At 38.6% G+C, this 26,027-nt stretch carries 20 protein-coding genes, 1 tRNA gene and 2 pseudogenes; 10 read left to right on the top strand and 13 right to left on the bottom strand.

Features of this window, described 5'->3' with window-relative positions; genetic code table 11:
* Positions 1–765: 765 nt before the first annotated feature.
* Positions 766–1,368, bottom strand: a complete 603-nt coding sequence (locus SMA_RS10100; RefSeq protein WP_014295441.1) for a TetR/AcrR family transcriptional regulator — start codon at positions 1,366–1,368, stop codon at positions 766–768.
* Between the two features lie 184 nt (positions 1,369–1,552).
* Between SMA_RS10100 and SMA_RS10095 the strand changes: the two are divergent.
* Positions 1,553–2,281, top strand: a pseudogene (locus tag SMA_RS10095) (alpha-amylase family glycosyl hydrolase); the annotation flags it as partial.
* Here the strand turns inward: SMA_RS10095 and SMA_RS11505 are convergent.
* Complete coding sequence (locus SMA_RS11505) at positions 2,266–2,430, bottom strand: hypothetical protein (RefSeq protein WP_014295440.1); 165 nt, start codon at positions 2,428–2,430, stop codon at positions 2,266–2,268. The pseudogene SMA_RS10095 and the gene SMA_RS11505 overlap by 16 nt on opposite strands.
* Before the next feature lie 252 nt (positions 2,431–2,682).
* Positions 2,683–3,663 (bottom strand): Gfo/Idh/MocA family protein, encoded by a 981-nt coding sequence (locus tag SMA_RS10090; RefSeq protein ID WP_014295439.1) that lies wholly within the window; start codon positions 3,661–3,663, stop codon positions 2,683–2,685.
* Positions 3,664–3,798: 135 nt separating this feature from the next.
* On the opposite strand from SMA_RS10090, the gene SMA_RS10085 reads away from it, so the two are divergent.
* Complete coding sequence (locus tag SMA_RS10085) at positions 3,799–5,694, top strand: M13 family metallopeptidase (protein ID WP_014295438.1); 1,896 nt, start codon at positions 3,799–3,801, stop codon at positions 5,692–5,694.
* Between the two features lie 347 nt (positions 5,695–6,041).
* Positions 6,042–6,906 (top strand): annotated as a pseudogene (locus SMA_RS10080) (helix-turn-helix domain-containing protein).
* Between the two features lie 271 nt (positions 6,907–7,177).
* On the opposite strand, the gene SMA_RS10075 reads toward SMA_RS10080, so the two are convergent.
* Positions 7,178–8,131: a S66 family peptidase gene (locus SMA_RS10075; RefSeq protein WP_014295437.1), complete on the bottom strand. Its 954-nt coding sequence runs from the start codon at positions 8,129–8,131 to the stop codon at positions 7,178–7,180.
* Between the two features lie 137 nt (positions 8,132–8,268).
* Here SMA_RS10075 and SMA_RS10070 point away from each other — a divergent pair.
* From SMA_RS10070 to tsf, 3 genes are all read left to right on the top strand, one after another.
* Positions 8,269–8,339: transfer RNA gene (locus tag SMA_RS10070), tRNA-Cys, on the top strand.
* A 314-nt stretch (positions 8,340–8,653) separates the two neighbouring features.
* Positions 8,654–9,421 carry a 30S ribosomal protein S2 gene (gene rpsB, locus SMA_RS10065; RefSeq protein ID WP_044563155.1) on the top strand — a complete coding sequence of 256 codons (768 nt, stop codon included), beginning with the start codon at positions 8,654–8,656 and terminating at the stop codon, positions 9,419–9,421.
* A 110-nt stretch (positions 9,422–9,531) separates the two neighbouring features.
* Complete coding sequence (tsf, locus tag SMA_RS10060) at positions 9,532–10,569, top strand: translation elongation factor Ts (RefSeq protein ID WP_014295436.1); 1,038 nt, start codon at positions 9,532–9,534, stop codon at positions 10,567–10,569.
* A 137-nt stretch (positions 10,570–10,706) separates the two neighbouring features.
* Here the strand turns inward: tsf and SMA_RS10055 are convergent, their stop codons facing one another.
* Positions 10,707–11,171 carry a COG2426 family protein gene (locus SMA_RS10055; protein ID WP_014295435.1) on the bottom strand — a complete coding sequence of 155 codons (465 nt, stop codon included), beginning with the start codon at positions 11,169–11,171 and terminating at the stop codon, positions 10,707–10,709.
* Positions 11,172–11,880: 709 nt separating this feature from the next.
* Between SMA_RS10055 and SMA_RS10045 the strand changes: the two genes are divergently transcribed.
* On the top strand, positions 11,881–12,342 hold the full coding sequence (locus SMA_RS10045; protein WP_014295433.1) for a CtsR family transcriptional regulator: 462 nt from the start codon (positions 11,881–11,883) through the stop codon (positions 12,340–12,342).
* Positions 12,339–14,780, top strand: a complete 2,442-nt coding sequence (locus SMA_RS10040; protein ID WP_014295432.1) for an ATP-dependent Clp protease ATP-binding subunit — start codon at positions 12,339–12,341, stop codon at positions 14,778–14,780. Before SMA_RS10045 ends, SMA_RS10040 begins: the two co-directional genes overlap by 4 nt.
* A gap of 73 nt (positions 14,781–14,853) precedes the next feature.
* Here SMA_RS10040 and dusB read toward each other — a convergent pair whose 3' ends face one another.
* The 5 genes from dusB to gshAB all read right to left on the bottom strand — a co-directional run bounded on the left by dusB (position 14,854) and on the right by gshAB (position 21,309).
* A complete protein-coding gene (dusB, locus tag SMA_RS10035; protein ID WP_014295431.1) occupies positions 14,854–15,831 on the bottom strand; it encodes a tRNA dihydrouridine synthase DusB in 978 nt (325 codons plus the stop codon).
* Entirely contained in the window at positions 15,824–16,690 is an 867-nt protein-coding gene (hslO, locus tag SMA_RS10030; RefSeq protein ID WP_014295430.1) for an Hsp33 family molecular chaperone HslO, read from the bottom strand. The genes dusB and hslO overlap by 8 nt, the downstream gene beginning before the upstream one ends.
* Positions 16,691–16,802: 112 nt before the next feature.
* The gene (locus tag SMA_RS10025; protein ID WP_014295429.1) at positions 16,803–18,077 is read right to left on the bottom strand and encodes a toxic anion resistance protein; all 1,275 of its coding nucleotides are present in this window, start codon (positions 18,075–18,077) and stop codon (positions 16,803–16,805) included.
* Between the two features lie 29 nt (positions 18,078–18,106).
* Positions 18,107–18,934 carry a hypothetical protein gene (locus SMA_RS10020; RefSeq protein ID WP_014295428.1) on the bottom strand — a complete coding sequence of 276 codons (828 nt, stop codon included), beginning with the start codon at positions 18,932–18,934 and terminating at the stop codon, positions 18,107–18,109.
* Between the two features lie 122 nt (positions 18,935–19,056).
* On the bottom strand, positions 19,057–21,309 hold the full coding sequence (gene gshAB, locus SMA_RS10015) for a bifunctional glutamate--cysteine ligase GshA/glutathione synthetase GshB (protein WP_014295427.1): 2,253 nt from the start codon (positions 21,307–21,309) through the stop codon (positions 19,057–19,059).
* A gap of 495 nt (positions 21,310–21,804) precedes the next feature.
* Here gshAB and SMA_RS10010 point away from each other — a divergent pair, with 495 nt between their 5' ends.
* On the top strand, positions 21,805–23,097 hold the full coding sequence (locus SMA_RS10010) for an adenylosuccinate synthase (RefSeq protein ID WP_014295426.1): 1,293 nt from the start codon (positions 21,805–21,807) through the stop codon (positions 23,095–23,097).
* 62 nt (positions 23,098–23,159) lie between these two features.
* Here the strand turns inward: SMA_RS10010 and SMA_RS12425 are convergent, their stop codons facing one another.
* The 3 genes from SMA_RS12425 to SMA_RS12285 all read right to left on the bottom strand — a co-directional run bounded on the left by SMA_RS12425 (position 23,160) and on the right by SMA_RS12285 (position 24,320).
* Positions 23,160–23,498 (bottom strand): transposase, encoded by a 339-nt coding sequence (locus tag SMA_RS12425; RefSeq protein WP_044563152.1) that lies wholly within the window; start codon positions 23,496–23,498, stop codon positions 23,160–23,162.
* A 65-nt stretch (positions 23,499–23,563) separates the two neighbouring features.
* The gene (locus SMA_RS11235) at positions 23,564–24,022 is read right to left on the bottom strand and encodes an IS110 family transposase (protein WP_257235519.1); all 459 of its coding nucleotides are present in this window, start codon (positions 24,020–24,022) and stop codon (positions 23,564–23,566) included.
* Between the two features lie 7 nt (positions 24,023–24,029).
* Entirely contained in the window at positions 24,030–24,320 is a 291-nt protein-coding gene (locus tag SMA_RS12285; protein WP_257235535.1) for an IS110 family transposase, read from the bottom strand.
* A 358-nt stretch (positions 24,321–24,678) separates the two neighbouring features.
* Between SMA_RS12285 and SMA_RS09995 the strand changes: the two genes are divergently transcribed.
* Entirely contained in the window at positions 24,679–25,923 is a 1,245-nt protein-coding gene (locus SMA_RS09995) for a YkvI family membrane protein (RefSeq protein WP_039671292.1), read from the top strand.
* The last annotated feature ends 104 nt before the right edge of the window (positions 25,924–26,027 follow it).

Here is a 26,027-nt window from a genome sequence, read left to right as displayed (position 1 = left end):
TTCTCCCAGATTGTGGAAGTTTAGTTAAAAATAATAGAAGCTGTGGAAAAGTACACAACTTCTTTTTTCACTGAAAATGTTAGAAATGCCTTGAAATAAAGGTTTTTAGTAAGTTTTGTGGTAATTTCTTCTTGTGAAAATGAGTTATAAACAAGGTGTTTTTAAATTCTGTGGATTAGCGCTAAAGCTTGATTTTATAGACTTTTCACCTTATTTATACACAAGTTATCCCCAATATATAACCGTAGTTATCCACAAGCTGTGAATAAGTGTTGATATCTGTGTAAAAAAGCTGGTGATTTTCGGCTTTTTTACGTATTTGCAGAATATTTTGACTTGTCCACAGAAAATTTCATGAATAAAAGCCTAGCACGGATAATAAACCGCATCCCAATTGTTAGATTCTTACCGAACTCTTGGGGTTAGGTTCGTTGTCTATGCTAGGCTTTTTGGTGCTACGATAACATGTAGTTATAAACTTGCGAGAACATAAAAAGTGACCAATGTGTGCTTGGCAACACATTGGTCACTTAAGGACGATTATAGTGAGAAAACGATGTCAAAAATTGTAAAGCTTGTTAAACAACTGTCAATACCAATGTAAACCCTAACGGTGTAAAAAGCTAATTATTGCTAATGAGATTGTTAATTCGTTTGACAATACTGTCAACTATAGGTTTACAATATATTAATAAATGAGAAAAACTGTTTTTTCTCATAAATAGTGAAAAATCTGGTAAAAAAACACCCTTAATTTCCATTAACTTAGTTAGCTTTGTTAGAGTTTTGTGAGGCGTTGTCAAAGTAACCTGAGATGGAACTAAAAAGCAGTGCAAGATTCTTGGCGATATGTTCTGGTCTTTCGGGTTCATCTTTGGTTAACCAAAATTGCAGGACATTGAGATAGGCTCCCAATAATCCTTTTGATATATAGTCAATGCTATGGTCGGAGGAATCCTCAACGCACCAAGGAAGGTCCATTGTTTTATATATTAGTTCAGATTTGTCATTAAAATTTGCAGTTAAAAGCGAGAAATGTCCACTTTCGACAAGTGAGCGGATAAATTCACGATTATAGTACATGAAATTTAATGTGACGAGGAAAATGTCCTCTGCCTGTTGTGCTAATATAAAATTGTCACGTTGGAGGTAATACCCCTCAATAAAGTTATCTAAGCAGTAGTCCATTAAGTCAGACTTGCTATTAAAATATCGGTAAAAGGTTCGCCGCGAGACGCCCGCTTTTTCTAAAATGTGATAGATAGTGATTTTGTCGTAATGGCGTTCAGTAACTAGTAGATAAAGTGCTTTAGATAAGCGATTTTTGGTTTCCAAAATTTGATGCTGTTTTTTTGATAAATGTGGCATAAAATAATCCTTTACTCGAATAATGTAATATTTCTGAAAAGACAAAAAATTATATACAATCAAGTTAGCATTGTATCATATTCTGAAAGATTAAGCCATATCATTTTGTGAGCAAGTGTCTAGATAATGACAAATGTAATCTTATATTAGTGAAAATTAAATATTAAGAATTAATAAAAATTATAAAATGAGTGAGGGTGGTGGCTGGTCAGCACTTTTCTGGAATAATCATGACCAACCTCGTGCGATTAATCGTTTCATAGATGTTAAAAACTTCCGCAATGAGGGAGCGACTATGTTAGCGGCAGCCATTCATTTGTCTCGTGGTACACCATATATTTACATGGGCGAAGAAATTGGTATGCTCGATCCAGATTATGACACTATGGCTGATTATGTTGATGTTGAATGTTTAAATGCTTATCAAGAATTACTGACATCAGGCAAGACAGAAGCTGAAGCATTTGCCATTATTCAAGCAAAGTCACGTGACAATAGCCGTACGCCAATGCAATGGGATGCTTCAGAGAATGCAGGATTTTCAACAAGCACACCATGGTTGAAAGTTGGTAAAACGTATCGTGACATTAATGTTGAAAATGAAAAAAGCGGACCAATCTTCACTTTCTATCAACAATTGATTCGTCTGAGAAAAGACTTGCCAATTATTGCGGAAGGAAGTTATCAGTCAGCTTATCAAAATAAACCTTATATTTATGCGTTTGAACGTCATTTTGACGGAAAACAGTTGCTGGTGTTGAATAACTTTTTTGCTAAAGAGGTTGAGCTTGATTTGTCAGAAGCTTATCAGTCAGGACAAGTTTTGTTAAGCAATTATCCAGAAACAAACCTTTCTGAAAAAATCACTTTAAAACCTTATCAAACACTTGCCATTTATCAAGAAAATTTATAAAGAAAGTAGGATAATGACCAGAATGGTAATATCAATACAATGGCTAAACCATAGCCGATTTTTTCAAGACGACTGTGTGGATTAATGGGAATACCAAACGTTTTGATACGTGTTAAGTCGTTTGTTTGAGCAAATTTATCACATGTCATACCGATTACCCAGTGATAATCATGCCAAGAATAGCAAGACATGATGTGCAAAGAAGCAGTTTAGACACTCTGTTAGACAACCATTTTCCCAAAAAGATGTCAATCCCCATAAGGATGATAAATAGTATTAAACAAGCATAGAGCATAATCACATGATATGGTGTATTTCCATTTCCCCCATAGCACTTTGAGCCGAATCTGGCGGGTAAAAATATATGAGCAGGGAGATTTCCCTGCTCATTTTGTGTGTTGTCATTCTTCTTCTGGGTAAGTGAGGTTCCAGTCTTTGCGGAGTTTTGTCATAATGTCCATGACGTCTTTGGTGTAGTCGAGGTGCATGGCATTTTCTTGACCAGAAACGGCATTTTCCATGTCAGCGACTTCGTAGGAAAGAGCGAGTGCGGTACTTCCAGCTTCGATGACTTCTTGATGTCCGTCCTCGGTATAGGTAATCACCGCTTTTTGACCACGAGGGTATTCGTAAAGTTCGATATAGCCTTTATCATAGGCGATTGTTCCACGTTTTGGTTGTTTGGCGTGAAGGCTTAACGTCAGAGTTGCCATTTCTCCTTGACTGTTAGTTAGCAAAATCCCAGCTTGTTCATCGACTCCTGTCGGAGCTAGTTTTACTTGGGAAGCAATTTGAGTTGGCGTTGATGTCATAAACCAACGGACAAAAGAAAGAGCATAGACACCAATATCAAGAAGTGCACCGCCAGCTAACTGACGATTAAAGAAACGGTTTGTCATATCGTATTCTTTGTAGCTACCAAAATTCATTTGAATGAGCTTCAATTCACCGAGTTTTCCAGCCGCAATGATTTCTGAAAGCTTGCGGTAAATTGGCATATGGAAAATGGTCAGGGCTTCTGCTAAAATGACGTGATTTTCTTCAGCTAGCTTGATAGCTTCGTCCAATTCGTCAGCGTTAAGCGTAATTGACTTTTCACATAAAACGTGTTTGCCGTTTGCTAGGGCTTTGCGCAAAAAGTTAATGTGTGTATTGTGTGGCGTTGAGATGTAAATAATATCTACGTTAGGGTCGTCAAATACCTCATCAATAGTTTGATAAACTTTGTCAATGCCATATTTTTCAGCGAAAGCCAGCCCCTTATCATAAGTACGGTTAGCAACAGAATAGAGTTTTCGCCCTTGTTGTTGAAGTGCTTGTGCTAATTCATTAGCAATGACACCAGTTCCTAGGGTTGCCCAATTATAATGTTTTTTAGTCATAGTCGCCTCCTTGCCCTAAGTATAGCGAAAAAGTGTCAGAAAGTCTGTTATTTAATCTCTAACAAATGCGCTTTATATCTGCTATTCTCACGTTTTTTTGATAAAATGGTTCTAATAGATTAAAGGAGATTTTTTATGACTCGATATCAAGACGATTTTTATGATGCTGTCAATGGTGAATGGGAAAAAACAGCCGTCATTCCTGATGATAAACCACGTACAGGTGGTTTTTCAGATTTAGCCGATGAGATTGAAGATTTAATGTTGGCGACAACAGATAAATGGCTTAGCGGCGAAGATGTACCAGAGGATAGTATTTTACAAAACTATATCAAGTTTCATCGTATGACTTCAGATTATGATAAACGTGAAGAAGTTGGTGTCGCGCCAGTTCTTCCATTGATTGAAGAATACAAAAACTTGGATTCTTTTGCTGAATTTGCAGGCAAAATTGCAGATTTTGAAATGGCAGGAAAACCAAATGAATTTCCATTTGGTGTTGCCCCAGATTTCATGAACGCGCAGCTTAATGTTCTTTGGGCAGAAGCTCCTGGAACAATCTTGCCTGATACGACTTACTATGCCGAAGATAACGAAAAAGGTAAAGAATTACTAGCTATCTGGCGCCAAATGCAAGAAGAATTATTGCCAAAATTTGGTTTTTCAGCTGAAGAAACGAAAGACTTGCTTGACAAGGTGATTGAACTAGATGCCAAAGTCGCTAAATATGTTTTGTCACGTGAAGAATCTTCTGAATACGTCAAACTTTATCACCCATATGATTGGGCTGATTTTACAAAATTAGCACCAGAATTGCCTTTGGACGCTATTTTTACGCAAATTTTGGGAGAAATTCCTGACAAAGTGATTGTTCCTGAAGAACGTTTCTGGACAGAATTTGCTGCTGACTATTATTCCGAAAAGAACTGGGATTTGCTAAAGGCGGATTTGGTTTTATCAGCTACGGGGGCGTTTAACGATTACTTAACAGATGATATTCGTGTGCTTTCAGGTGCTTATGGTCGTGCGCTTTCAGGAACACCACAGGCTATGGATAAGAAAAAAGCGGCTTATTACTTAGCTTCAGGTCCTTATAACCAAGCACTTGGCCTTTGGTATGCTGGGCAAAAATTCTCTCCAGAGGCCAAAGCCGATGTGGAGCATAAAGTAGCGACAATGATTGATGTTTACAAGAAACGTTTGACATCAGCAGATTGGTTGGCAAAAGAAACACGTGATAAAGCCATTGCTAAATTAAACGTGATTACACCACACATTGGTTATCCTGAAAAATTGCCAGAAACTTATGCTAAGAAAATCATTGATGACTCGTTGTCATTAGTTGAAAATGCGCAAAATCTTGCTAAAATTTCAATCGCACATAGCTGGAGTAAATGGAATAAGCCTGTTGACCGTAGTGAATGGCATATGCCTGCCCATATGGTTAATGCTTACTATGACCCACAACAAAATCAGATTGTCTTTCCAGCGGCTATCTTACAAGCCCCATTTTACAGTTTAGAACAAAGTTCATCTGCTAACTATGGTGGTATTGGTGCGGTTATTGCCCATGAAATTTCACATGCTTTTGATACCAACGGCGCATCATTTGACGAACATGGTAGCCTCAATAACTGGTGGAAAGAAGCTGATTACAAAGCCTTTACAGAACGTACGGATAAAATCGTTGACCAATTTGATGGTTTAGATTCATATGGTGCGAAAGTCAATGGTAAATTAACTGTTTCTGAAAATGTGGCTGACCTTGGTGGTGTGGCTTGTGCGCTCGAAGCTGCAAAACAAGATGAGAATTTCTCAGCACGTGATTTCTTCATCAACTTTGCGACGATTTGGCGCATGAAAGCGCGTGATGAATATATGCAAATGCTAGCAAGCATTGATGTTCACGCACCAGGAAAACTTCGTACCAATGTTACATTGACAAACTTTGATGAATTCCACACAGAATTTGACATCAAAGCAGGAGACCCAATGTGGCGCGCACCAGAAGAACGCGTTATCATTTGGTGATTTGTTGAAAAAAGTTTGAAGCTGAGCATTTTAGCTCGGCTTTTTTGTTGGGATTTGTTAACCTTCAGAATATAGGAGAGGCTGTGTTTCGTTTATTTCTCTTTTAGTAATTCTTGATAATTGAGCAGCGGTAGTTATTTTTGGAACAAAGGATTAACGGTATCTTCAAATGAATTTAAAAAAAGTATGTTACCATAAACAATGGTGTTATATTGTAACAATGCGATAAATTGTGGGAAATATGTATTCAAAGCGTAAAGACAGGCATGGTTATTGGTCAGTTGGACGCATGAAAATAATCACTTGAGATTTGATGGTGATTAAACATTTGACATAAAGGAGACTGTATGAATCTTGAAAAGTCAATGCAATTAGGTGAATTGTACCGTGAATTAAGAATTGTTCGGGGCTTAAAATTGAAAGATATTGCGCGTGCTAATTTATCAGTTTCGCACTTGTCACGTTTTGAAAATGGTCAAACCATGTTAGCGGCGGATAAACTGTTGATTGCTATTTCAGGGATTCACATGACCTTTTCAGAATTTGGTCATGCCATTAATAATTACGAAGAAACGAGTTTTTTTAAACTAGGAAATGTCATCTCTGATTTGTATAACAAGCAAGATATTGACGGTTTGCGTCGTCTGCTTGAGACTGATAAAAATACCGAATCATTTGATGTTTACAATCGTTTAAATGAATTAATGATTAAGATTACGATTCATTCTTTGTACTCTAGCTATGTTATCACAGAAGACGAAAAGAATTTTTTGACATCTTATCTTTATGAGATAGAAGAATGGACAGAGTATGAGCTTTACATTTTTGGTAATACAATGACCATTTTATCTGATGATGACTTGATTTTTCTTGGAAAAGCATTTGTGAGTGAGATAAATTGTATTTATCTTTGCCAAATCATAAGAAAAGTGCAGAGCTTGTTTTTCTGAACTTGATTTTGACCTTGATTAGTTATCGCAAAATTTACCAAGGACTTATTTTATTGAATGTTTGGAGAAAATCATAACTTATCAAGATATGTTTGTGACGATTTGCTTGAATTTCTCGAAAAAAATTATTGCCCATATCGAAAGTGGGTCAGATGACCTTTCTGATTTGGAACATTATATTGCTTGCGTCGAAGAGGTTGGCAATCCGATTATTGTTGCTTTCTTAAAGGCAAATCTATCAAGTCTTTTTGATCAAAACTAAACAAATAAAAACCGCCCTTACAGAGATTGGATAAGGGCGGTTCTTTTTGTGTCATGAAAAGAGTTTTGTTTAAGGTTTATTATTAAGGGTTGCTTTATTAAATTAAGTGGCAAAAGCAAAAAGATAAGAATAGGTAATAAATTAATTAAGCGTTTCAACATAGTAGATTTCCTCCTTAGATTATAACCCCATTTTAGCAGAGGAATTGATGAAATCGGTTTATTTGAAAATCTGCAAATGAAAATATTTTAATTATTCTTTTTTAGGGTATTTATTCCTCGATATGAATACTCAAAGTATCAGTGTCAATACTTGCTTGTGCGCCGATAGTGATTGTAAAGAGTGGCTGAGTGTGGGCAAAATCAAGGTCATACATGACGGGAATGGTTTTAAGAAGTGGGTGCTTGTCTAGGATATAGGTTAATATTTCGGGTGTCATTTGGCATTCCTTTGGGAAGCGTCCGATAATCACCGCTTTTGGATTGGAGTAAGCTTGTAAAATGGCTGCTAAATTGCGGTCAAAATCAAGGTAATTATCTGCTTCTGCTTGCTCTAAGAAAAGGATATAATCGTTGACTTGAGGGGCGTAAGGTGTTCCGCGAAGAAGTCCAAAAGTAGATAAATTTCCACCAATAATAGTGCCAGAAGCTTTCCCTGCGTTGTAAATTTTCCATTCTGTTGGCATAAAATGACGTGGTTGTGTTGGGTCATACCAAGGGTCGCTTGACCACTCTTGGCTTGGAACAAGGTCGTAAGCTGATTTTGTCATGGCATTTAACCAAGCCTTGCTCTGGTAATCTTGACCTTCTTTCATTTTAAAACTAGAATATGACGGTCCCATGTAAGTGAGGTTTCCAGTTTTAGCAAAAATAGCATTCAAAAAGGCCGTCGAATCCGAATATCCACAGATGATTTTAGGGTGTTTGGCAATTAAGTCGTAGTCAATATAGGGCAACAGTTCGTTAGAATTAAAACCACCAATCGTAGCCAGAATAGCATCAATAGAGTCATCAGCAAAAGCAGCGTGCAAATCAGCAACACGGCTCTTGATTGAAGAAGAATAAAGCATATCAGATTCTAAATAATGTTCTGAAAATGACATACGAAATCCTATATTTTCTAACGTTTCTTTGGCAGAAAGATTGGCTTCAAATCCACCCAAGCGAGCAATTGAATCTGACGGACTGAGTACGCGAATGTGACTGTTAGGACTTAGTTTTTTCATAAAACACCTCCAAAGATTTTTAGTATTATAGCATAAATCCCCTATTTTATAAGGAAATAGAATCGGTAAGATAAGTTCAGAATTTAAGAAATCTACTTGACGCCATTTAGATTTTAAGGTAAAATATTATTTGTTATGGCGGTATAGCCAAGTGGTAAGGCACGGCTCTGCAAAAGCTTGATCGTCGGTTCAAATCCGTCTACCGCCTTTATATAATGTGTTTACACCCAAAAGCCCGATTCTGTCGGGCTTTTATTTTTGTGATAAGGGAACAAGAATTTATCATGGAAGATATTTTATGATAGGAAGTATGCAAAAATCTTTGCCAAAATACTTTAAAGAAAAGCTTTTTTAAGGTCGCATTTGACTTGTCAAAGTGGGGCTTTTATGGTAAACTATGATAGTTGTATTATGCAACAAATACTCATTCTGGATGTATTGTGAACCTGTTGCTCTTTATGGGTGGGTTTGCAAGATGAAGTCTGGGAGAGGAAAAAACATTATAAAAAGGAGAAACTACTCATGGCAGTAATTTCAATGAAACAACTTCTTGAGGCTGGTGTTCACTTTGGTCACCAAACTCGTCGCTGGAACCCTAAGATGGCTAAATACATCTTCACAGAACGTAATGGTATCCACGTTATTGACCTTCAACAAACTGTAAAAATGGTTGACGCAGCTTACGAATTCGTTCGTGATGCAGCTGCTAACGACGCTGTTATCTTGTTTGTTGGTACTAAAAAACAAGCCGCTGATGCTGTTAAAGAAGAAGCAGAACGTGCTGGTCAATACTACATCAACCACCGTTGGTTGGGTGGAACTCTTACAAACTGGGATACTATCCAAAAACGTATCGCTCGTTTGAAAGAAATCAAACGTATGGAAGAAGATGGAACTTTTGAACTTCTTCCTAAGAAAGAAGTTGCTCTTCTTAACAAACAACGTGCTCGTCTTGAAAAATTCTTGGGTGGTATCGAAGATATGCCTCGTATCCCAGACGTAATGTACGTTGTTGACCCACACAAAGAACAAATCGCTGTTAAAGAAGCTAAAAAACTTGGTATCCCTGTTGTTGCAATGGTTGATACAAATGCTGATCCAGATGACATCGATGTTATCATCCCAGCAAACGATGATGCTATCCGTGCCGTTAAATTGATTACATCTAAATTGGCTGATGCTGTTATCGAAGGACGTCAAGGTGAAGATGCAGATGTTGATTTTGCATCAGAAGCACAAGCTGACTCAATCGAAGAAATCGTTGAAGTTGTAGAAGGCGACAACGAATAAGATTTTAAGGCTTAACAGTCTTTAATATGCTTTAAAACGGGGCAGAAAGCAAACCGCTCTGTCTCGTTTTTATTATTTTGGAAAACAAAAAATCCTGGAGGACATAAAAAATGGCAATTACTGCAGCTCAAGTAAAAGAATTGCGTGAAAAAACAGGTGCTGGTGTCATGGACGCTAAAAAAGCACTTGTTGAAACTGACGGTGACATGGAAAAAGCAATTGAATTGCTTCGCGAAAAAGGTATGGCTAAAGCAGCTAAAAAAGCTGACCGCGTAGCCGCTGAAGGTTTGACTGGTCTTTATGTTGACGGTAACGTTGCAGCAGTTGTTGAAGTTAACGCTGAAACTGACTTCGTTGCTCAAAATGCACAATTCGTTGAATTGGTTAAAGAAACAGCTAAAGTTATCGCTGAACAAAAACCTGCTAACAACGAAGAAGCACTTAAAGTTACTTTGGCTTCAGGTGAAACTTTGGAAGCAGCTTATGCTAACGCAACTGCAACTATCGGTGAAAAAATTTCATTCCGTCGTTTTGCTCTTATCGAAAAAACTGATGACCAACACTTTGGTGCATACCAACACAATGGTGGACGTATCGGTGTTGTAACTGTTATTGAAGGTGGCGACGAAGCTCTTGCTAAACAAATCTCAATGCACGTTGCAGCTATGAAACCAACAGTTCTTTCATACGAAGAACTTGATCAAGAATTCATCCACGCTGAATTGGCTCAAATGAACCACAAAATCGATCAAGATAACGAATCACGTGCAATGGTTAACAAACCAGCTCTTCCACACTTGAAATTCGGTTCTAAATCACAATTGTCTGATGAAGTAATCGCTCAAGCTGAAGAAGATATCAAAGCAGAGCTTAAAGCAGAAGGCAAACCAGAAAAAATCTGGGATAAAATCATCCCTGGTAAAATGGATCGCTTCATGCTTGACAACACTAAAGTTGACCAACAATACACACTTCTTGCACAAGTTTACATCATGGACGACAGCAAAACTGTTGAACAATACCTTGATTCAGTAAATGCTAAAGTTGTTACTTTTGCTCGCTTTGAAGTTGGTGAAGGTATCGAAAAAGCTGCTAACGACTTTGAATCAGAAGTTGCAGCAACAATGGCAGCAGCACTTAACAAGTAAGAATAGCTTGCTAATAAAAATAACCACTTGAGATAGAAATCGCAGGTGGTTTTGTATGCTTGAGTAATCTTGCTAACAGTTGATAAAAAAACAATATTAAAAGAGCTTAGTTTGCTTTCTAAGCTCTTGTTTTTGTTTTAGCTAAATGCTCCTAGGCCGAGAATTGTTAATGTTCCCATGACTAGTCCTGCGAGGATAACGCCGAGCATAACTGCAATAACGCTTTGTTTAAAGTTCCAATCAAGGATTGATGCGGCTAATGTTCCAGTCCAAGCACCTGTTCCAGGAATTGGGATACCAACAAAGAGCAATAAGGCGATAAAAAGTCCACGGTCACCAGCCGTCTCAGCTAGTTTTTTTCCACCGTTGTGACCTTTTTTCAAACACCAAGTAAAGAAACCACCGATAACTGGTTTATCTGCTCCCCATTCAAGCACACGACGTGCGAAGAAGAAGATAACTGGGACGGGAAGCATATTGCCGATAACCCCGATAATAAGTGCTTGCCACATTGGAATACCAGTGGCGATTGCATAAGGAATAGCGCCACGAAGTTCTACAAGAGGAACCATGGCAATCAAAAATGTAATAATATAGTTCATTTACTTGAAACCTTTCGTTTGTTACAGATTTTATTGTATCCTATCACTTGAGCAAACACAACTAAAATCTGTCTTTCGTTGAAATTCTTTTGCCTTATTTTGGGCTGAAAATGGCATTATGCTTGGTGTGATTGGCTATTTGATTGCCTTTCTTTGACAGGAGTATTAACTCCTGCTAGAATAATTGCAACAGCAAGGGGAATTTCAGAGTAATATCTGAACACAAGAAAAGCACCTTGCCAGCCAAAGCCAAGGTACTTTTTATTATCGCTAACAACCTTGCAACGTCTCAGAGAAGGACAACTATTTTTTGTTATCATCAAAATGCTTCTCTATCCATTTCGTTCCAAATAGGCGTGCTAGAGGAATCACAACATAGTTAACTATATTGCGAACGATAACCAAAATAAAGAGCTTGGCACAACATACTAACACACCTCCTTTCGCAGACGATTGGCGTTTTTTAGTTGCCAAAGCGCACACAATTGAGTGTTAGAGCACTCAATTTTTGCTTGCTGAATTCGCTCAAAATGCTGTATTGGATAGATTGCCTTTATTTTTATGAAACTCGAGATGGAGATATTAGATTTATCTAAATTAGTAGGGCTCATTCTCCCCTAAAAAGGATATTTTTGTTATAATAATAGTCAGTTATAGTCAAATATAGTCCATTTGGAAATGGTCATTAATCTTGAAAAGGAGGAAGCTAATGGCAAAAAATACATCTGATAGTATTGAAGAATACATTAAGCAATTACTTGCCCAATCAGGTATTGCTGAAATTAAGCGGTCAAACTTGGCAGATACCTTTCAAGTTGTTCCTAGTCAGATTAATTATGTGATTAAAACGCGTTTCACGGAAAGTCGTGGTTATACTGTCGAAAGTAAACGTGGTGGCGGAGGTTATATCCGCATTGCCAGAGTGCGTTTTTCAGATCAACATCAAATGTTTGGTAATCTTATGTCAAACATTGGTGAACGTATTAGTGAGCAGGTTTTCACGGATTTGATTCAGTTGCTATTTGATGAAAAAATCATTACTGAACGTGAAGGAAATTTGATTTTAGCAACGGCTTCGGATGATGTTCTTGGCAAAGATGCTCCAGAGATTAGGGCGCATATGTTGCGGAAAATTTTACAAAGATTAGATAGAAAAGGATTCCATTTATGAGTGAGTATTCGATAAAAATGCAAGAGGTTTTCAGTGTTGCTCAATACCAAGCAGCGCGTTTTGAAAGCCCATATTTAGAAAGTTGGCACGTCCTTTTAGCTATGGTTGCTATCCATGACTCAGTCGCAGGGCTAACATTTGCGGAATACCAAACTAAAATTGCTTATGAAGAATATGAAGCGGCAGCTGTTTTAGCCATTGGGAAATCACCGTTAACGGATGTTGACAGAGTTCACTTTGTGGAACAATCTAAAGCTCTTAGTGATGTTTTAGCATTTGCTGAGTCTATTTGTCAGGTGACTGGTGGTAACGAAATCGGGACAGAACACGTGCTTTATGCGATGTTGTTAAACCTTGATTTATTTGCCACACGTTTGTTAGAGGTTGCTGGTTTTAAAAACAAAGAAGACGGTGACGCTGCTCGTTTGATTGATTTGCGTAAGAGTTTGGCACGTAATGCTGGTTTTACAAAGGAAAATATCAAAGCTATTCATGAACTTCGTAAGCCGAAAAAATCGACAATGGGCGGTGCTTTTTCTGAAATGCTGAAACCACAGTCAACAGCGGAGGATTTGTCAGATTTCACGCGTGATTTGACAGAGATGGCACGTCAAGGAAAATTAGAACCTGTTATTGGTCGTGAAAAAGAAATTTCTCGTATGGTGCAGGTGCTTAGCCGCAAAACGAAAAACAATCCAGTTTTAGTAGGGGAAGCTGGTGTTGGTAAAACGGCTCTTGCTTACGGTTTGGCACAGCGAATTGTCAATGGTGCGATTCCGTATGAACTCCAAGACATGCGTGTTTTAGAGCTTGATATGATGAGCGTTGTGGCTGGTACGCGATTCCGTGGTGATTTTGAAGAACGCATGAACCAAATCATCTCAGATATTGAGGAAGACGGTCATATTATTCTATTCATTGACGAAGTGCATACGATTATGGGTTCAGGCTCTGGAATTGACAGCACTTTGGATGCGGCTAATATTTTAAAACCAGCACTTGCGCGTGGTACGCTTCATATGGTTGGTGCGACAACGCAAGAAGAATATCAAAAACATCTCGAAAAAGATGCGGCGCTTTCTCGCCGTTTTGCTAAGATTACCATTGAAGAACCAAGTGTTGAAGATGCTTACCAAATCTTGCTTGGACTAAAGAAATCATATGAAGATTTTCATAATGTGGTGATTTCTGATGAAGCTGTTTTAACGGCTGTCAAAGCTGCGCATCGCTATTTGACAAGTAAAAATCTTCCTGATTCAGCGATTGATTTGCTTGATGAAGCAAGTGCAACGGTTCAAGGTTTGGTGAAAAAAGAAGCGCCAGCTACTTTGACACCTGCTGATAAAGCTATTTTGGAAGGTGATTTCAAATTGGCAACGAAATTGCTGAAAGAGTCACGCAAGAAGCCAAATCGTAAACCAACTGCTGTGACAGAAGATGATATTATGGCAACGCTCAGTCGTTTGTCAGGTATTCCTGTTGAGAAAATGACACAGGCAGATAGTAAGAAATACTTGAACCTCGAAAAAGAATTCCATAAGCGTGTGATTGGCCAAGATTCAGCTATTTCAGCGATTAGTCGTGCTATTCGTCGTAATCAAGCGGGCATTCGTACAGGCAAACGTCCGATTGGCTCGTTTATGTTCTTGGGTCCAACGGGTGTTGGTAAAACAGAGTTGGCTAAGGCACTAGCAGAATTGCTATTTGATGATGAATCTGCTCTTATCCGTTTTGATATGTCTGAGTACATGGAAAAATTTGCGGCGAGCCGTCTTAACGGAGCTCCTCCAGGGTATGTCGGTTATGAAGAAGGTGGCGAATTGACTGAAAAAGTTCGCAACAAACCTTATTCTGTGCTTCTATTTGATGAAATTGAAAAAGCCCACCCAGATATTTTCAATGTGCTTCTCCAAGTGTTGGATGACGGTGTGCTGACGGATAGTCGTGGTCGTAAAGTTGATTTTTCAAACACGATTATTATCATGACATCAAATCTTGGGGCAACCGCTTTGCGTGATGAAAAGACAGTTGGTTTTGGTGCGCGTGATATGGCTCATGATTATGAGGCAATGCAAAAACGCATCATGGAAGAACTCAAAAAAACTTACCGACCTGAATTCATCAACCGTATTGATGAAAAAGTTGTTTTCCACAACTTAACTCAAGAAAATATGCGTGATGTCGTGAAAATCATGGTTAAACCATTGATTGCGACACTAGCTGAAAAAGATATTACGCTAAAATTCCAACCATCAGCATTGAAATATTTAGCCGAAATTGGATACGACCCAGAAATGGGAGCTCGTCCGCTCCGCCGTACTCTGCAAGATAAAGTTGAAGATGAATTATCAGAGCTTATTCTATCAGGCGAATTGGCAAGTGGAAATACCCTTAAAATCGGTGTTTCTAAAGGGCAACTCAAATTTGATATTGCTTAATAATAAAATAAAAACAGCTGCTAAGTTAAACTTAGCAGCTGTTTTTGGGTTTGTTGTCGGTGAAATTTCCCAATCATCGTAAGCTGTTAAAGATTTCTTTGACTTCGTCGATGGTTTCTGCGCGTGAGACGGCTCCACGGATTTTAGCAGCGCCAGCGGTACCACGGAGGTAGTGTGGGGCTAGGCCGCGGAATTCACGGACAGCGATTTTTTCACCTTTGAGGTCGATGAGACGTTTGAGGTGATCTTCTGCGATGTCCAATTTTTTGACAAATGGAAGGTCTGGCAGTTCTTCGCCTGTTTCAAAGTAATGATTGATTTGGGTGAAGATGTATGGATTGTTCATGGCTGCGCGTCCAACCATAACGGCATCAACACCGATTTTTTCAATCATGTATTTAGCATCGTGGACGCTGCGCACATCACCGTTTCCAATAAATGGAATTTTGGTAATGGCTTTTGAAACACGAGCAAGTGTCTCGTGGTCACATGTTCCAGTGTACATTTGCTCACGGGTACGTCCATGCATAGCAAGGGCAGACACACCAGCTGATTCGGCAGCAAGTGCATTTTCAACGGCGAGCTCACTATCTGACCAGCCAGTACGCATTTTGACAGTCAATGGAATATCGAGAACAGAAGTAACTTCATTGATAATGTGATAAATCTTATCAGGGTCTGTGAGCCATTTTGCGCCTGCTTCATTTTTGACAACCTTATTCACAGGGCAGCCCATATTGATGTCAACGATGTCAGCCTTGGTATTTTCTTGGATGAATTCAGCTGCGCGTTTAAGTCCGTCTGCATCACCACCAAATAATTGGATTGACATTGGATGCTCATTTTCATCAATGTGAAGCATGTGAAGAGTTTTTTCGTTATTGTAGAGGAGACCTTTTTCAGAGATCATCTCCATGACAACTAAGCCAGCTCCAAATTCTTTTGCAATCGTACGAAAGGCAGAATTCGTCACTCCTGCCATGGGTGCTAGCACCGTACGGTGAGGAATTTCAACATTACCAATCATAAATGATGAACTGAGTTTAGTCATTGATTAATCCCTCCAAGTCGTTTTCGGTGAAGTTGTAAGTTTTACCACAGAATTGGCAAGTGATTTCGGCACCGTGGTCTTCGTCTTTCATGGCTGTAAGTTCGTCTTTACCAAGAGTGACAAGAGCAGCTTCAAAACGTTCACGTGAACAGTCACAATTAAAGCCGATTTCTTCTTCAGCAAGGACTTTGTACTCATCCTCGCCATAGATTGCTTTTAAAAGAGCTTCAACGTGGTCGTCAGATTCCAAAAGTTTTGAAATGGCAGGCATTTTTTGGATACGTTTTTCATAGCGGTTGATTTCTTCTTCAGAAGCACCTGGAAGGACTTGCAACATAAAGCCACCAGCGACTTCGACCTTGTCATTGTCGTCAAGAAGAACGTTAAGTCCAACGGCAGAAGGTGTTTGTTCAGATTCAGTCAAATAAAAAGCTAAATCTTCACCAATTTCACCTGAGACAAGTGGTGTTGAAGAAGTGTAAGGGTTACCTGTACCGTAGTCTGTGATGACAACGAATTGACCAGCACCCATGAGCGGTCCAACAATGACTTCTCCAGTAGCGGTTTTCTTAACATCAACGCCAGTATTTTGAATGTAGCCCTTGACATGTCCTTTAGTATCAGCCACAGAGATAATGTGACCAAGTGAGCTATTACCAATAACTTTGATGGTTACTTTGCTGTCCCCTTTCTGATTAGCAGCTAGGATTTGATTGGCAATAAGTGTTCTACCTAGGGCAACAGTAGAGCTAGAAAGTGTTTGATGTTTTTCTTGTGCAGTTCTAACTGTTTCAGTGCTATCAAGTACATAAGCACGGAAAGAACCAGATTTTGAAATTGATTTTATAAGTTTATCCATAAGAACATTATAACACAAAGTAAATTTGATGGGCTAGTTTGTGAGCTGTAAAGCGTAATCATCAAATAAAAATGAGAAGATAAAAAAGCGAGGAGAAATTCGCTTTTTTAGTTTAATTTTCTTCTGTAACGTTTGTTTTCTCAACCTTTTCTTGGCTTTCTTTACCGTCGTTGAGGAGAGCTTCAACGATTTTTTGGTCACGAATTTTAACAGAATCGTTGATTGTCTCAGCAGATTTGACAACGGCTGCTTCGAGTTGAGCACGCTGTTTTCGACCGTTGTCGATTGCAGCAATAATGCCGTTATTTTGTTCGACGAGGCTTTCAGCAAGTGCGGTCACGGATTGGATTGAAACGGTTGGGCTTTGTGCTGTGCGTTCGAGCATTGGAATGGCTTCTTTGCTTGTCTCAGCAAGCATTTGAAGTGCAGCGTTATTAGCATTGACAATAGCATCAGCAGTTACGCCAGATTTGACCGATTGTTGTAGAATACCGAGTTGGGCAATTGACAATTTCATTGTCGGAATGGTGTTGCGACGTAGCATACCAAGTTTTTGACGCATATCTGATGACACTTTAACCATGTTGCGCATTTGTGGCGTTGTTGTCCAAGCGACATAAAGGCGACTGAGATATTCGGTGTGTTGTTGTTCCAATGTATTGATAACTTCGGTCATGCGTGCCAATTCGTCTGATTTTGTTTGGTATTCAGGCGTTGCACTATCAAGCGTAGCAATTTCGTTTTGCAGTTGGCTAGCACGGTTGGCACCTTCGGTTTGAGCGGCTTCGATGAAAGCAATGACACCGACAAGATTTTCGATAGATTTGTTATTGTCCTCAATAAGCATTTCAGCAGAGACAATGTTACGTGCTAAGGTTTCTTCTTGTTTGACAACAGCGGCAGCCATGCCATCCATTTTTTGTTCAATATTTTGCGAATCAAAATAGAATTCTTGCAAAGTGTCTTTACCTTGTTTGAAAAATTTTTGCAAGAAATTTGGTTTCTTTTCAAGCTCAGCAGGTTTAGCGTCTTTGTATTTTGCGATAAAGCCATTTAGTTCGCGGTTGGTGTTTTTGAGCAATTCATCTACTTGAGGAATTTCAAGTTTCTTTTGCTCTGACAAAATGCGATTGACAGTCGTGTTGACTTCCTCAACAGCTGATGTTCCAAAATCAAGAAGAGCATTTTGGTCAGCAACGAAATTATCAACCAAAGCAGGTGCTTTAGCTGTAATTGCTGATTGTTGTTCAGGTGACAATTTGTCGTAGAATGAGACTTGTCCTGTTGAGCTGGTGTCGCTTGAAACAATAATTTCAGTTGTTTTATCTGTTTTTGTAATCGCATTTTCAGCGATTTTATCAATATCAAAGTTGAAAGTATCAGCCATTAGAATTCTCCTTTATGTGCAAGGCAACATTATAAGTTTGTGTCATCGTCAGCCATCATACGAAGGCTAATATCAAAGTCTTTTAAATCACTTTCGTTCAGTTTTCTCAAGGTTTCGTCTAATGCCAAGTCAAATTTTTCCATAGCTGTTTTGGCTTGTGCCAAACGTTCCTCGGCATTGTAATAATCTTTTGGCGATTTTTTGATTTTGAGATAGCCCTCTAAAATATCTCGAAAACGTTCCATGTCTGCTTCGTGAAGGGCGGTTAATTCTTCCTTGTTATCCGCATTTTCAATCTTTTCCAGAATGGTTAAGTGGTCTTTTTGAATGTTGTTGTAAAGCTTGGTCAACTCGGGAGCGTATTGAAGCAATTCTTTTTCTTCACCTGAAGCTTGCGGTGTTGTTGGTGAAACGTCCAATTTTTCCAGTTGCAACAAGATATCTTTCTCGACACTCTCTGCTTTCTGAAGGATACGTTTAGAGATTTTGAGGTCCATTTTGGATTTTAAGTCAGTGACTTCAGTTTTGATGTTGCGGATTTTGGGCAATAGTTGGCGCGCAACGACAACATATTGCGTGTAATCTTTTTCATCAAGGTAATTATCCAAAAGTTTAACTTGGCGGTCAGCCAGTCTAATACTATCTTTTAAATCTTGTAAACGTTGTTCGGTATTGACTTTTTCAAGTCGTGTCTGCTTGGTTGCCAAATAATAAACACCATACCCACCCCCTGCAATAAGAATAATAGGTAAAATGATTTCTAAAAGGCTCTCAAGCAAAGCAATAAGAATAATAACTCCGATAATAGCGGTGAAAATACCGTTTCCACCTCTTGGAGGTCTACCATAACGTGGCATAATGTTAGTCAGTCCATTTCTATCTAATTTTGTATTTATTTTATCGCAAAATGGTGTTTGATGACAAGTAATGACTGTACTTTGAGACAGATTTTTTGTTTACAGGTGTGACAAAAATTTTTTTAGATTTCTGGGAAGAGTTTTGCTAGGATTTTTGGTGTCAATGCTTGTCCTTTTCCTGCGTGGCAATAAGTATGCATGTACATTGCTGGATTGAAATTCAGCTCGATACACGAGCAGTTTGGCTCTTCTTTACTAGCATTGAGATTTTCGTCAGGAATAATCAAATCTACCCCACAAACCCAAGCACCGATAGCGCTAGCCATTTGAGCTGCTAGTTGTTGATAAGATTTGTTCATGGTTTCGGTAACGTCAATTGAATCACCGCCAGTTGAAATGTTAGAGTTACGGCGTAAATCAACCTTGACACCTTCAGGGAGAATGTCATCTGGTGTATATCCTTGTTGCTCTAACATGAGGCGTTCAATATCGCCTAGTTCAATGATTTCAAGTGGTGAACGGTGATTGTAGCCGCGGAGTGGATTTTGATTTTTAAGGTCAACCAATTCCGCAATCGTGTGTGTACCATCACCAACCACGTTAGCAGCAATTCGCAGAAGCACCGCTTCGCATTTACCATCAAGAACGAAGAAGCGATATTCAGTTCCAGAGATAAATTCTTCAACTAAAATCGTGTCATCTTCAGCAAAGGCAATGTCTAGAGCGCTTTGGTAAGAAGCAAGGTCAGCAGGTTCTTTGAAAATTGAGATACCTAGTCCGTAGTTAGTCGATTTTGGTTTGACAACGATAGCCTTGTCTTTGACTTGTGAAAAATAGCGGAGCGCGGTATCTTTGTCGGCGAATTCTTGTCCAGCTGGGACCGGGAAGCCTGCTTGCGCTAGTAATTTCTTCGTGACTACTTTATTTTCCATGACAAGTGGTGTAATGTAATTATCTTTGGCAGTCATATTGGCATTTTTGACGTATTCAACATGGTCACCATGCCAAAGTTTGAGAAACTGGTCATTTTCATCAAGAATATTAACGTTTACTCCTTTTTGAATGGCATCAAAAATCAATAATTGAGTGGAAAGTTCCATATTCTCATAGCCTTTGAGGGCGTAATGAGCGTGCCAAGCATAGTCGTGATAGGCTTGTCCTTTTTCTTGCCCAAATGTTTCCAAAGAGAGGTGGTCAATTTCTGTCACTAAACGTCCACCAATGGTCAATTCAGGGCGTTCAATCTGTGCTTTAACATTTTCGAGTAGGGTGTGATAATGCTCTGGCAAATCAAAGTGTTCAACGACTGCTTGCATGGCAGAAAGGATAAGGTCATCAGGTGCTTCTTGTGGCAATTTCTCAAGCGGGTGGCTAAGAGCGATGCGGTCATTAAGCGCTTTTGCGTCAGCAATATCTTGGTCAATAGCAAAGCTATCATCTAACCAAAGAAGTGCCAAGGCGAAAAGGTGCACCGTATCAAGTGTCTCTTGGGTGATACCGCGATTGTCAAAAGGATTGATATCAAAACAACGAAACTCAAGGTACGTAATGCCTTTTTCTAAATAATCGCGATTGTGTTTGCTGCCACGAAGTCGGACAGCTGAGTAAAATTCTTTTTCAGCAATGAGCTGACCAGAATTGACATAATGTTCAATGTCAGAAATATAACGTTCAAGGCTTTGGTAGGATACTTGAATGTCGTCATGATTAACATAGCCAAGGTGACTATTGCGGAGTGAGCGAACAGGCTTTTCAAGTGGTTTGTCAAGAAATCCCTGCTCTGCTATTGGCGAAGCCCCATACAAATAAGTCAATAACCAACGAAAACGTAGGAAGTTTTGAGCTAATTTGAGGTAGAGGTTGTTTTTAAAGGCGATTAGAGAGGTATAGTCACTTTCTTCAAAAAGAGCAGTCACAAGGTCAGCCCCAAGCTCCATGTTGTAGTGAATTCCAGACATGGATTGAAGCATCTTGCCGTACACTTTGGCCAAATGGTCACGATATTGGCATTCCCAGTCATCTTCTAGACTGGCAATAGCAATCTCATCTGCCGATAGTTTCGGTGGCATTGACAAAGGCCAAAGGTACTCATCTTTGTTGATTGAGCGCCCAATGACATCTGTGATAGCCCCAAGAAAACGTAGGGCTTCACTGGTAGAGTTGGCAATCGGAGTGATTAACTCCACCTGTGGCTCGCTGTAATCCGTCTGAATGTAAGGGTGAAATGAGCGACTTCCCAAACATTTAGGGTGCTTAGTTTGGGCAACTCTGTGATTTGTTTTACTAATGCGAAGGCTCTCTCTTTCTAAGCCAAAAGTTGCTTGAAGGATAGGGAGAGTCGCGGGTGATTTTTGTAATAATCCATTCAATTTCATGGCAATCTCCTCATTAATCTAACAGTTCTTTAGTGATAAATATCCTGTCAAAATAAAAAAATAGTCGGTCGTTTTTCATAAATGTAAAACTATTCTAGGGAAAAGTTGCTAAAAAAGCAAGATTTTTGACACATTTTGCCAGAATTTTCAGGCATTTTTTCAGGAAATAAAGTAACTGTTGCATTTGTGGGAAATGATTACTGGATGAATTTTTAACGGAAGGTCGAAAAAGTGTGTGTTTAAAGCTGTTTTTGTCAAAAAAATCAAAAAACGTTCGGGAAAAATAATATTTTGTTATCAAATATTGAAAAAAAGTCAGAAATATCATATAATAAATTGTAAGACAAACTCGCAGGTGAGATTCCTGCCATGTTGTACAAGAAAGGATGAAGATACAATTTTATAGCTTGGAGATAGATACGTGACGCTTCATCTTAGCTAGTATCGTTTTTATTTGCTCGCTGTACAAATGTTAGTATCCATATCGAACAGAATATGACATCAGTAGTAGTTGTTGGTACCCAATGGGGTGATGAAGGAAAAGGTAAAATCACAGACTTCTTGTCTCAAGATGCTGAAGTGATTGCACGTTATCAAGGTGGAGACAATGCAGGTCACACTATCGTTATTGACGGTAAGAAATTTAAGTTGCAATTGATTCCGTCAGGTATTTTCTTCTCAGAGAAAATCTCTATTATCGGAAATGGTGTGGTTGTCAATCCAAAATCATTGGTAACTGAATTGAAATACTTGCATGATGAGGGAATTACGACAGATAGCCTTCGTATTTCTGACCGTGCACACGTTATTTTGCCATATCACGTTAAACTTGATCGTTTGCAAGAGTCTTCTAAGGGTGATAATAAAATTGGGACAACAAATAAAGGAATCGGACCTGCTTACATGGATAAAGCAGCACGTGTCGGTATCCGAATTGCTGATCTTTTGGACAAAGAAATCTTTGCAGAACGCTTGCGCGTGAATTTGGAAGAAAAAAATCGTCTCTTCGAAAAAATGTACGAATGCGAACCAATCAAATTTGAAGACATTTTCGAAGAATACTATGAATATGGTCAACAAATCAAAGATTACGTTACAGATACATCAGTTATCTTGAACGATGCTCTTGACGTTGGGAAGCGTGTCCTTTTCGAAGGTGCACAAGGTGTCATGCTTGATATTGACCAAGGGACATACCCATTTGTAACATCATCTAACCCAGTTGCTGGTGGTGTAACAATCGGTTCTGGTGTTGGTCCAAGTAAAATCAACAAAGTTGTCGGTGTATGTAAAGCTTACACAAGCCGTGTTGGTGACGGACCATTCCCAACTGAACTTTTTGATGAAGTTGGCGACCGTATCCGTGAAGTCGGTCACGAATATGGGACAGTAACTGGACGTCCACGTCGTATTGGTTGGTTTGACTCAGTTGTAATGCGCCATAGCCGCCGTGTATCTGGTATCACAAACTTGTCACTTAACTCAATTGACGTTCTTTCAGGTCTTGATACGGTCAAAATCTGTTTGGCATACGACCTTGACGGTGAACGCATTGACCATTACCCAGCAAGTCTTGAACAATTGAAACGTTGTAAACCAATCTATGAAGAATTACCAGGTTGGTCAGAAGACATCACAGGTTGCCGTAGCCTTGACGAGCTTCCAGAAAATGCTCGTAACTACGTTCGTCGTGTTGGTGAACTTGTTGGTGTTCGCATTTCAACATTCTCAGTTGGACCAGACCGCGACCAAACGAATATTCTTGAGTCTGTTTGGGCAAATATCTAAGTTTACAAATTATTCAATATATAATGCTAAAAAAAACGGCTTAAAAAGCGCAAAAATAGGTGTTAGAACTGTTGCCTCGGTTCTAACACCTTTTCATTTTGGTAAGATTGGTGAGTAGCGAGTAGTTTATAAATAATCCTGAGAATCTTATGTACACATACAATTACCGCTTTCATCTTACTTCCTCTTTGGGAAATTCTATAGTAAGGTGATGAAAAAGTCGTATCTTTAGAGTGTGCCGCAATCAATCCCGACATTGTTAGAGCATGTTTGAGATAGCGATTTCCTTGAGTAATATGAGATGATTTTTTAATTCCTGCGCTTTCAGACGAACCCGGACCTAATCCAGCCCAAGATGCTAAATGTCCATCTGATTTTAATGCTTGAACATTAGGTCCAATTTCTGCAAAACAGTAGTTGCACAGTTTTCATTAATCCCGGAATACTCTGAAGTATTCTGTATTTTTCAGGGAAACTCCTTTTTAATATAATCCTTGATTTCACTCTCTAATGTTTCAATTAGATTTTGATACATTTGATATTCTTCTAAACTTTGGCTAATAAGAAAACGGTCTTCTAGTGATAACTTTCCATTCATAGCTTCCCCTAACTCTTCTGGACTAGCTTTTATACGTCTATGAATACAAGAAGCTACACTTTCAGAATCCATAGCTTCTCCATTGATGAAAAGAGTTAAAAGAGATTGTCCTGTTTTAGAGAAAACATCTGAAAGATGGCTCGTTAATTTAATATTAGCATGTTGTAAATGATTATGAATTTCGTTTTTAACTTGGGTTTGGCGTTGTTTGTAAGACCGTAGTCGATGAGTTAATAAACGTAATTGCATTACTTTAGGACTCGGTATGTAAGAAGGTTCGATAAGTCCACATCTTCCAAGTTGTGCAATCCATTCCGCATCTTTCATATCAGTTTTATGTCCAGGAACATTTTTGGTGTGTTGGGGATTGGCGAGTAAAAGTACTAAATCTGAAAAAAATATTGAAAAGTGGCAACCAATATTGACCGGTACTTTCAAAGAAGACGTGAGTTACATGATTTTCTTTTAACCAAGCTAAAGCCTTTTGAAGTGCCACAGTTGTTGTTCCGAATTTCTTTTGAATCTTCTTAGGCTTGTTAGTGTCTAGTGGACCATCTAAGATACAGCAGACAATAGACTTTTGATGAACATCAATACCACAGCATGTTTCAATCATAACTTCCATAATAAAAACCTCCGATTCTATCATTAAATAATAGAACAAGAGGTTGATAGTAATTTTATTTTCACGTTCAAGACGTATTCGAGTTATCTCACGACCCTTGTTCATCCAGTTTTTCGTACAGGCTAGGCAAAGCCCTATTAAACACCACGGATTTGTATTGTTCACCTTAATTATAGTCGGTGATTCTTTTTCTGTCATGAGTTAGCAGGTGAAACCTGCTTAGAGTTTTTTGTGGAAAATAAAGCTAAGAAATAATTCATCAAAAAACAATAATTGTTATTTCTGTGTTACAAAAGTAATGTTTGTTCAATCTGGTTTTGATAAGCTATTAATGTTACCTGATTTAAAAGGAGGAAAAATGGTTAAACGAATTTTATCAATTGCATTGGCTTATGTTGGTATTATTGTTGGTGCTGGGCTTTCTTCAGGACAGGATTTGATACAATATTTTGTGGGATTTGGTGTTTGGGGAATGATTGGCGTTATTGTTTTGGGGATTTTGAATGCGATTTTTGGACGTATCATTATAACGCTTGGTAGTTATTATCGCTCAAATGACCACTCAGAAGTTCTTTCTAAAATCGCTCACCCATTTACAAATCGTGTACTTGACATTGCCTTGATTATTTCTTGTTACGTCATTGGTTTTGTCATGATAGCAGGAGCGGGGTCTAACCTTAATCAACAATTTGGATTACCGACTTGGTTAGGAGCTTTAATCTGTGCTCTCCTTGTTATTTTTGTCAGTTTTCTTGATTTTGAAAAAATTACTCAGATTATCGGGATTTTTACGCCGATTGTTATTATCATGGTGCTGAATATTGCTGGTCATACGCTTATCGGACAATCATTTGATTTTACTCAATTGAATGCAGTGGCTAAGACACTTCCGACAAACATGCCAAATATTTGGGTGTCTGTATTAAACTACTTTGCTTTGTGTGTAATGACTGGTGTTTCTATGGCTTTTGTTCTTGGTGGCTCAATTATTCGTATTGGCGTGGCTGAAAAAGCTGGTACTCTTGGTGGTGCAATTGTTGGCCTTATTATCGCTGTAACATCACTTGTCTTATTTGTAAATGTTGGAAAGATTGCTTCAGCAGACATTCCAATACTAGTTCTTGCCAATGAGATCCATCCCTGGTTCGCCCTAGCTTACGCACTTGTGGTGTTTGGACTTATCTTCAATACGGCTTTCAGTTTGTACTACTCACTAGCTAAACGTTTTTCTGAAAGTCAAGGTGGTAGTCAGTTCAAGCGTTACTTAATTATTTTTGTTGTTAGCGGGTATGTCTTGTCATTTCTTGGTTTCAAACAACTCGTTTCTATTATGTATCCAGTTCTTGGTTACATTGGCATGGTTATGTTGGTTGTTTTATTGCAAGCTTGGATTCGTGGAAAGAGCAATGTCCAAGACGAAAAACATTTGCGTCGTCGAATGATTTCACTGATTTCTAAAAAATATGACAATGATAAGAAATTTACCAAGGAAGACAGAGTAGAATATCAACAACTAGGTGAAGAGTCAGTTGTTGAAACAAAAGAAATCAAAGAAGATATTCATGACAATGTAGAGCAAGTTTTTGATTCAGAAAATGAATAATAAATTGAATAGGTGAAGAGTCTGAGACGAAAGTTTTTAGGCTTTTTGCTAGGAATGAATAATATTACGAAAAGTATTTAAGAAAATGTTAAAAATATGCTATA

Source organism: Streptococcus macedonicus ACA-DC 198 (assembly GCA_000283635.1).
In the GTDB taxonomy this organism is placed as follows: Bacteria; Bacillota; Bacilli; order Lactobacillales; family Streptococcaceae; genus Streptococcus; species Streptococcus macedonicus.
Note: the sequence above shows the minus strand (reverse complement) of the source record. Positions and strands in the feature narration are given on the sequence as shown.

Excerpts from the sequence above, each read along its gene's own strand:
- SMA_RS10100 (WP_014295441.1), bottom strand. The coding sequence starts at position 1,368 with ATGCCACATTTATCAAAAAAACAGCATCAAATTTTGGAAACCAAAAAT.
- SMA_RS11505 (WP_014295440.1), bottom strand. The coding sequence starts at position 2,430 with ATGACATGTGATAAATTTGCTCAAACAAACGACTTAACACGTATCAAA.
- SMA_RS10090 (WP_014295439.1), bottom strand. The coding sequence starts at position 3,663 with ATGACTAAAAAACATTATAATTGGGCAACCCTAGGAACTGGTGTCATT.
- SMA_RS10085 (WP_014295438.1), top strand. The coding sequence starts at position 3,799 with ATGACTCGATATCAAGACGATTTTTATGATGCTGTCAATGGTGAATGG.
- SMA_RS10075 (WP_014295437.1), bottom strand. The coding sequence starts at position 8,131 with ATGAAAAAACTAAGTCCTAACAGTCACATTCGCGTACTCAGTCCGTCA.
- rpsB (WP_044563155.1), top strand. The coding sequence starts at position 8,654 with ATGGCAGTAATTTCAATGAAACAACTTCTTGAGGCTGGTGTTCACTTT.
- tsf (WP_014295436.1), top strand. The coding sequence starts at position 9,532 with ATGGCAATTACTGCAGCTCAAGTAAAAGAATTGCGTGAAAAAACAGGT.
- SMA_RS10055 (WP_014295435.1), bottom strand. The coding sequence starts at position 11,171 with ATGAACTATATTATTACATTTTTGATTGCCATGGTTCCTCTTGTAGAA.
- SMA_RS10045 (WP_014295433.1), top strand. The coding sequence starts at position 11,881 with ATGGCAAAAAATACATCTGATAGTATTGAAGAATACATTAAGCAATTA.
- SMA_RS10040 (WP_014295432.1), top strand. The coding sequence starts at position 12,339 with ATGAGTGAGTATTCGATAAAAATGCAAGAGGTTTTCAGTGTTGCTCAA.
- dusB (WP_014295431.1), bottom strand. The coding sequence starts at position 15,831 with ATGACTAAACTCAGTTCATCATTTATGATTGGTAATGTTGAAATTCCT.
- hslO (WP_014295430.1), bottom strand. The coding sequence starts at position 16,690 with ATGGATAAACTTATAAAATCAATTTCAAAATCTGGTTCTTTCCGTGCT.
- SMA_RS10025 (WP_014295429.1), bottom strand. The coding sequence starts at position 18,077 with ATGGCTGATACTTTCAACTTTGATATTGATAAAATCGCTGAAAATGCG.
- SMA_RS10020 (WP_014295428.1), bottom strand. The coding sequence starts at position 18,934 with ATGCCACGTTATGGTAGACCTCCAAGAGGTGGAAACGGTATTTTCACC.
- gshAB (WP_014295427.1), bottom strand. The coding sequence starts at position 21,309 with ATGAAATTGAATGGATTATTACAAAAATCACCCGCGACTCTCCCTATC.
- SMA_RS10010 (WP_014295426.1), top strand. The coding sequence starts at position 21,805 with ATGACATCAGTAGTAGTTGTTGGTACCCAATGGGGTGATGAAGGAAAA.
- SMA_RS11235 (WP_257235519.1), bottom strand. The coding sequence starts at position 24,022 with ATGAAAGATGCGGAATGGATTGCACAACTTGGAAGATGTGGACTTATC.
- SMA_RS12285 (WP_257235535.1), bottom strand. The coding sequence starts at position 24,320 with ATGGAAGTTATGATTGAAACATGCTGTGGTATTGATGTTCATCAAAAG.
- SMA_RS09995 (WP_039671292.1), top strand. The coding sequence starts at position 24,679 with ATGGTTAAACGAATTTTATCAATTGCATTGGCTTATGTTGGTATTATT.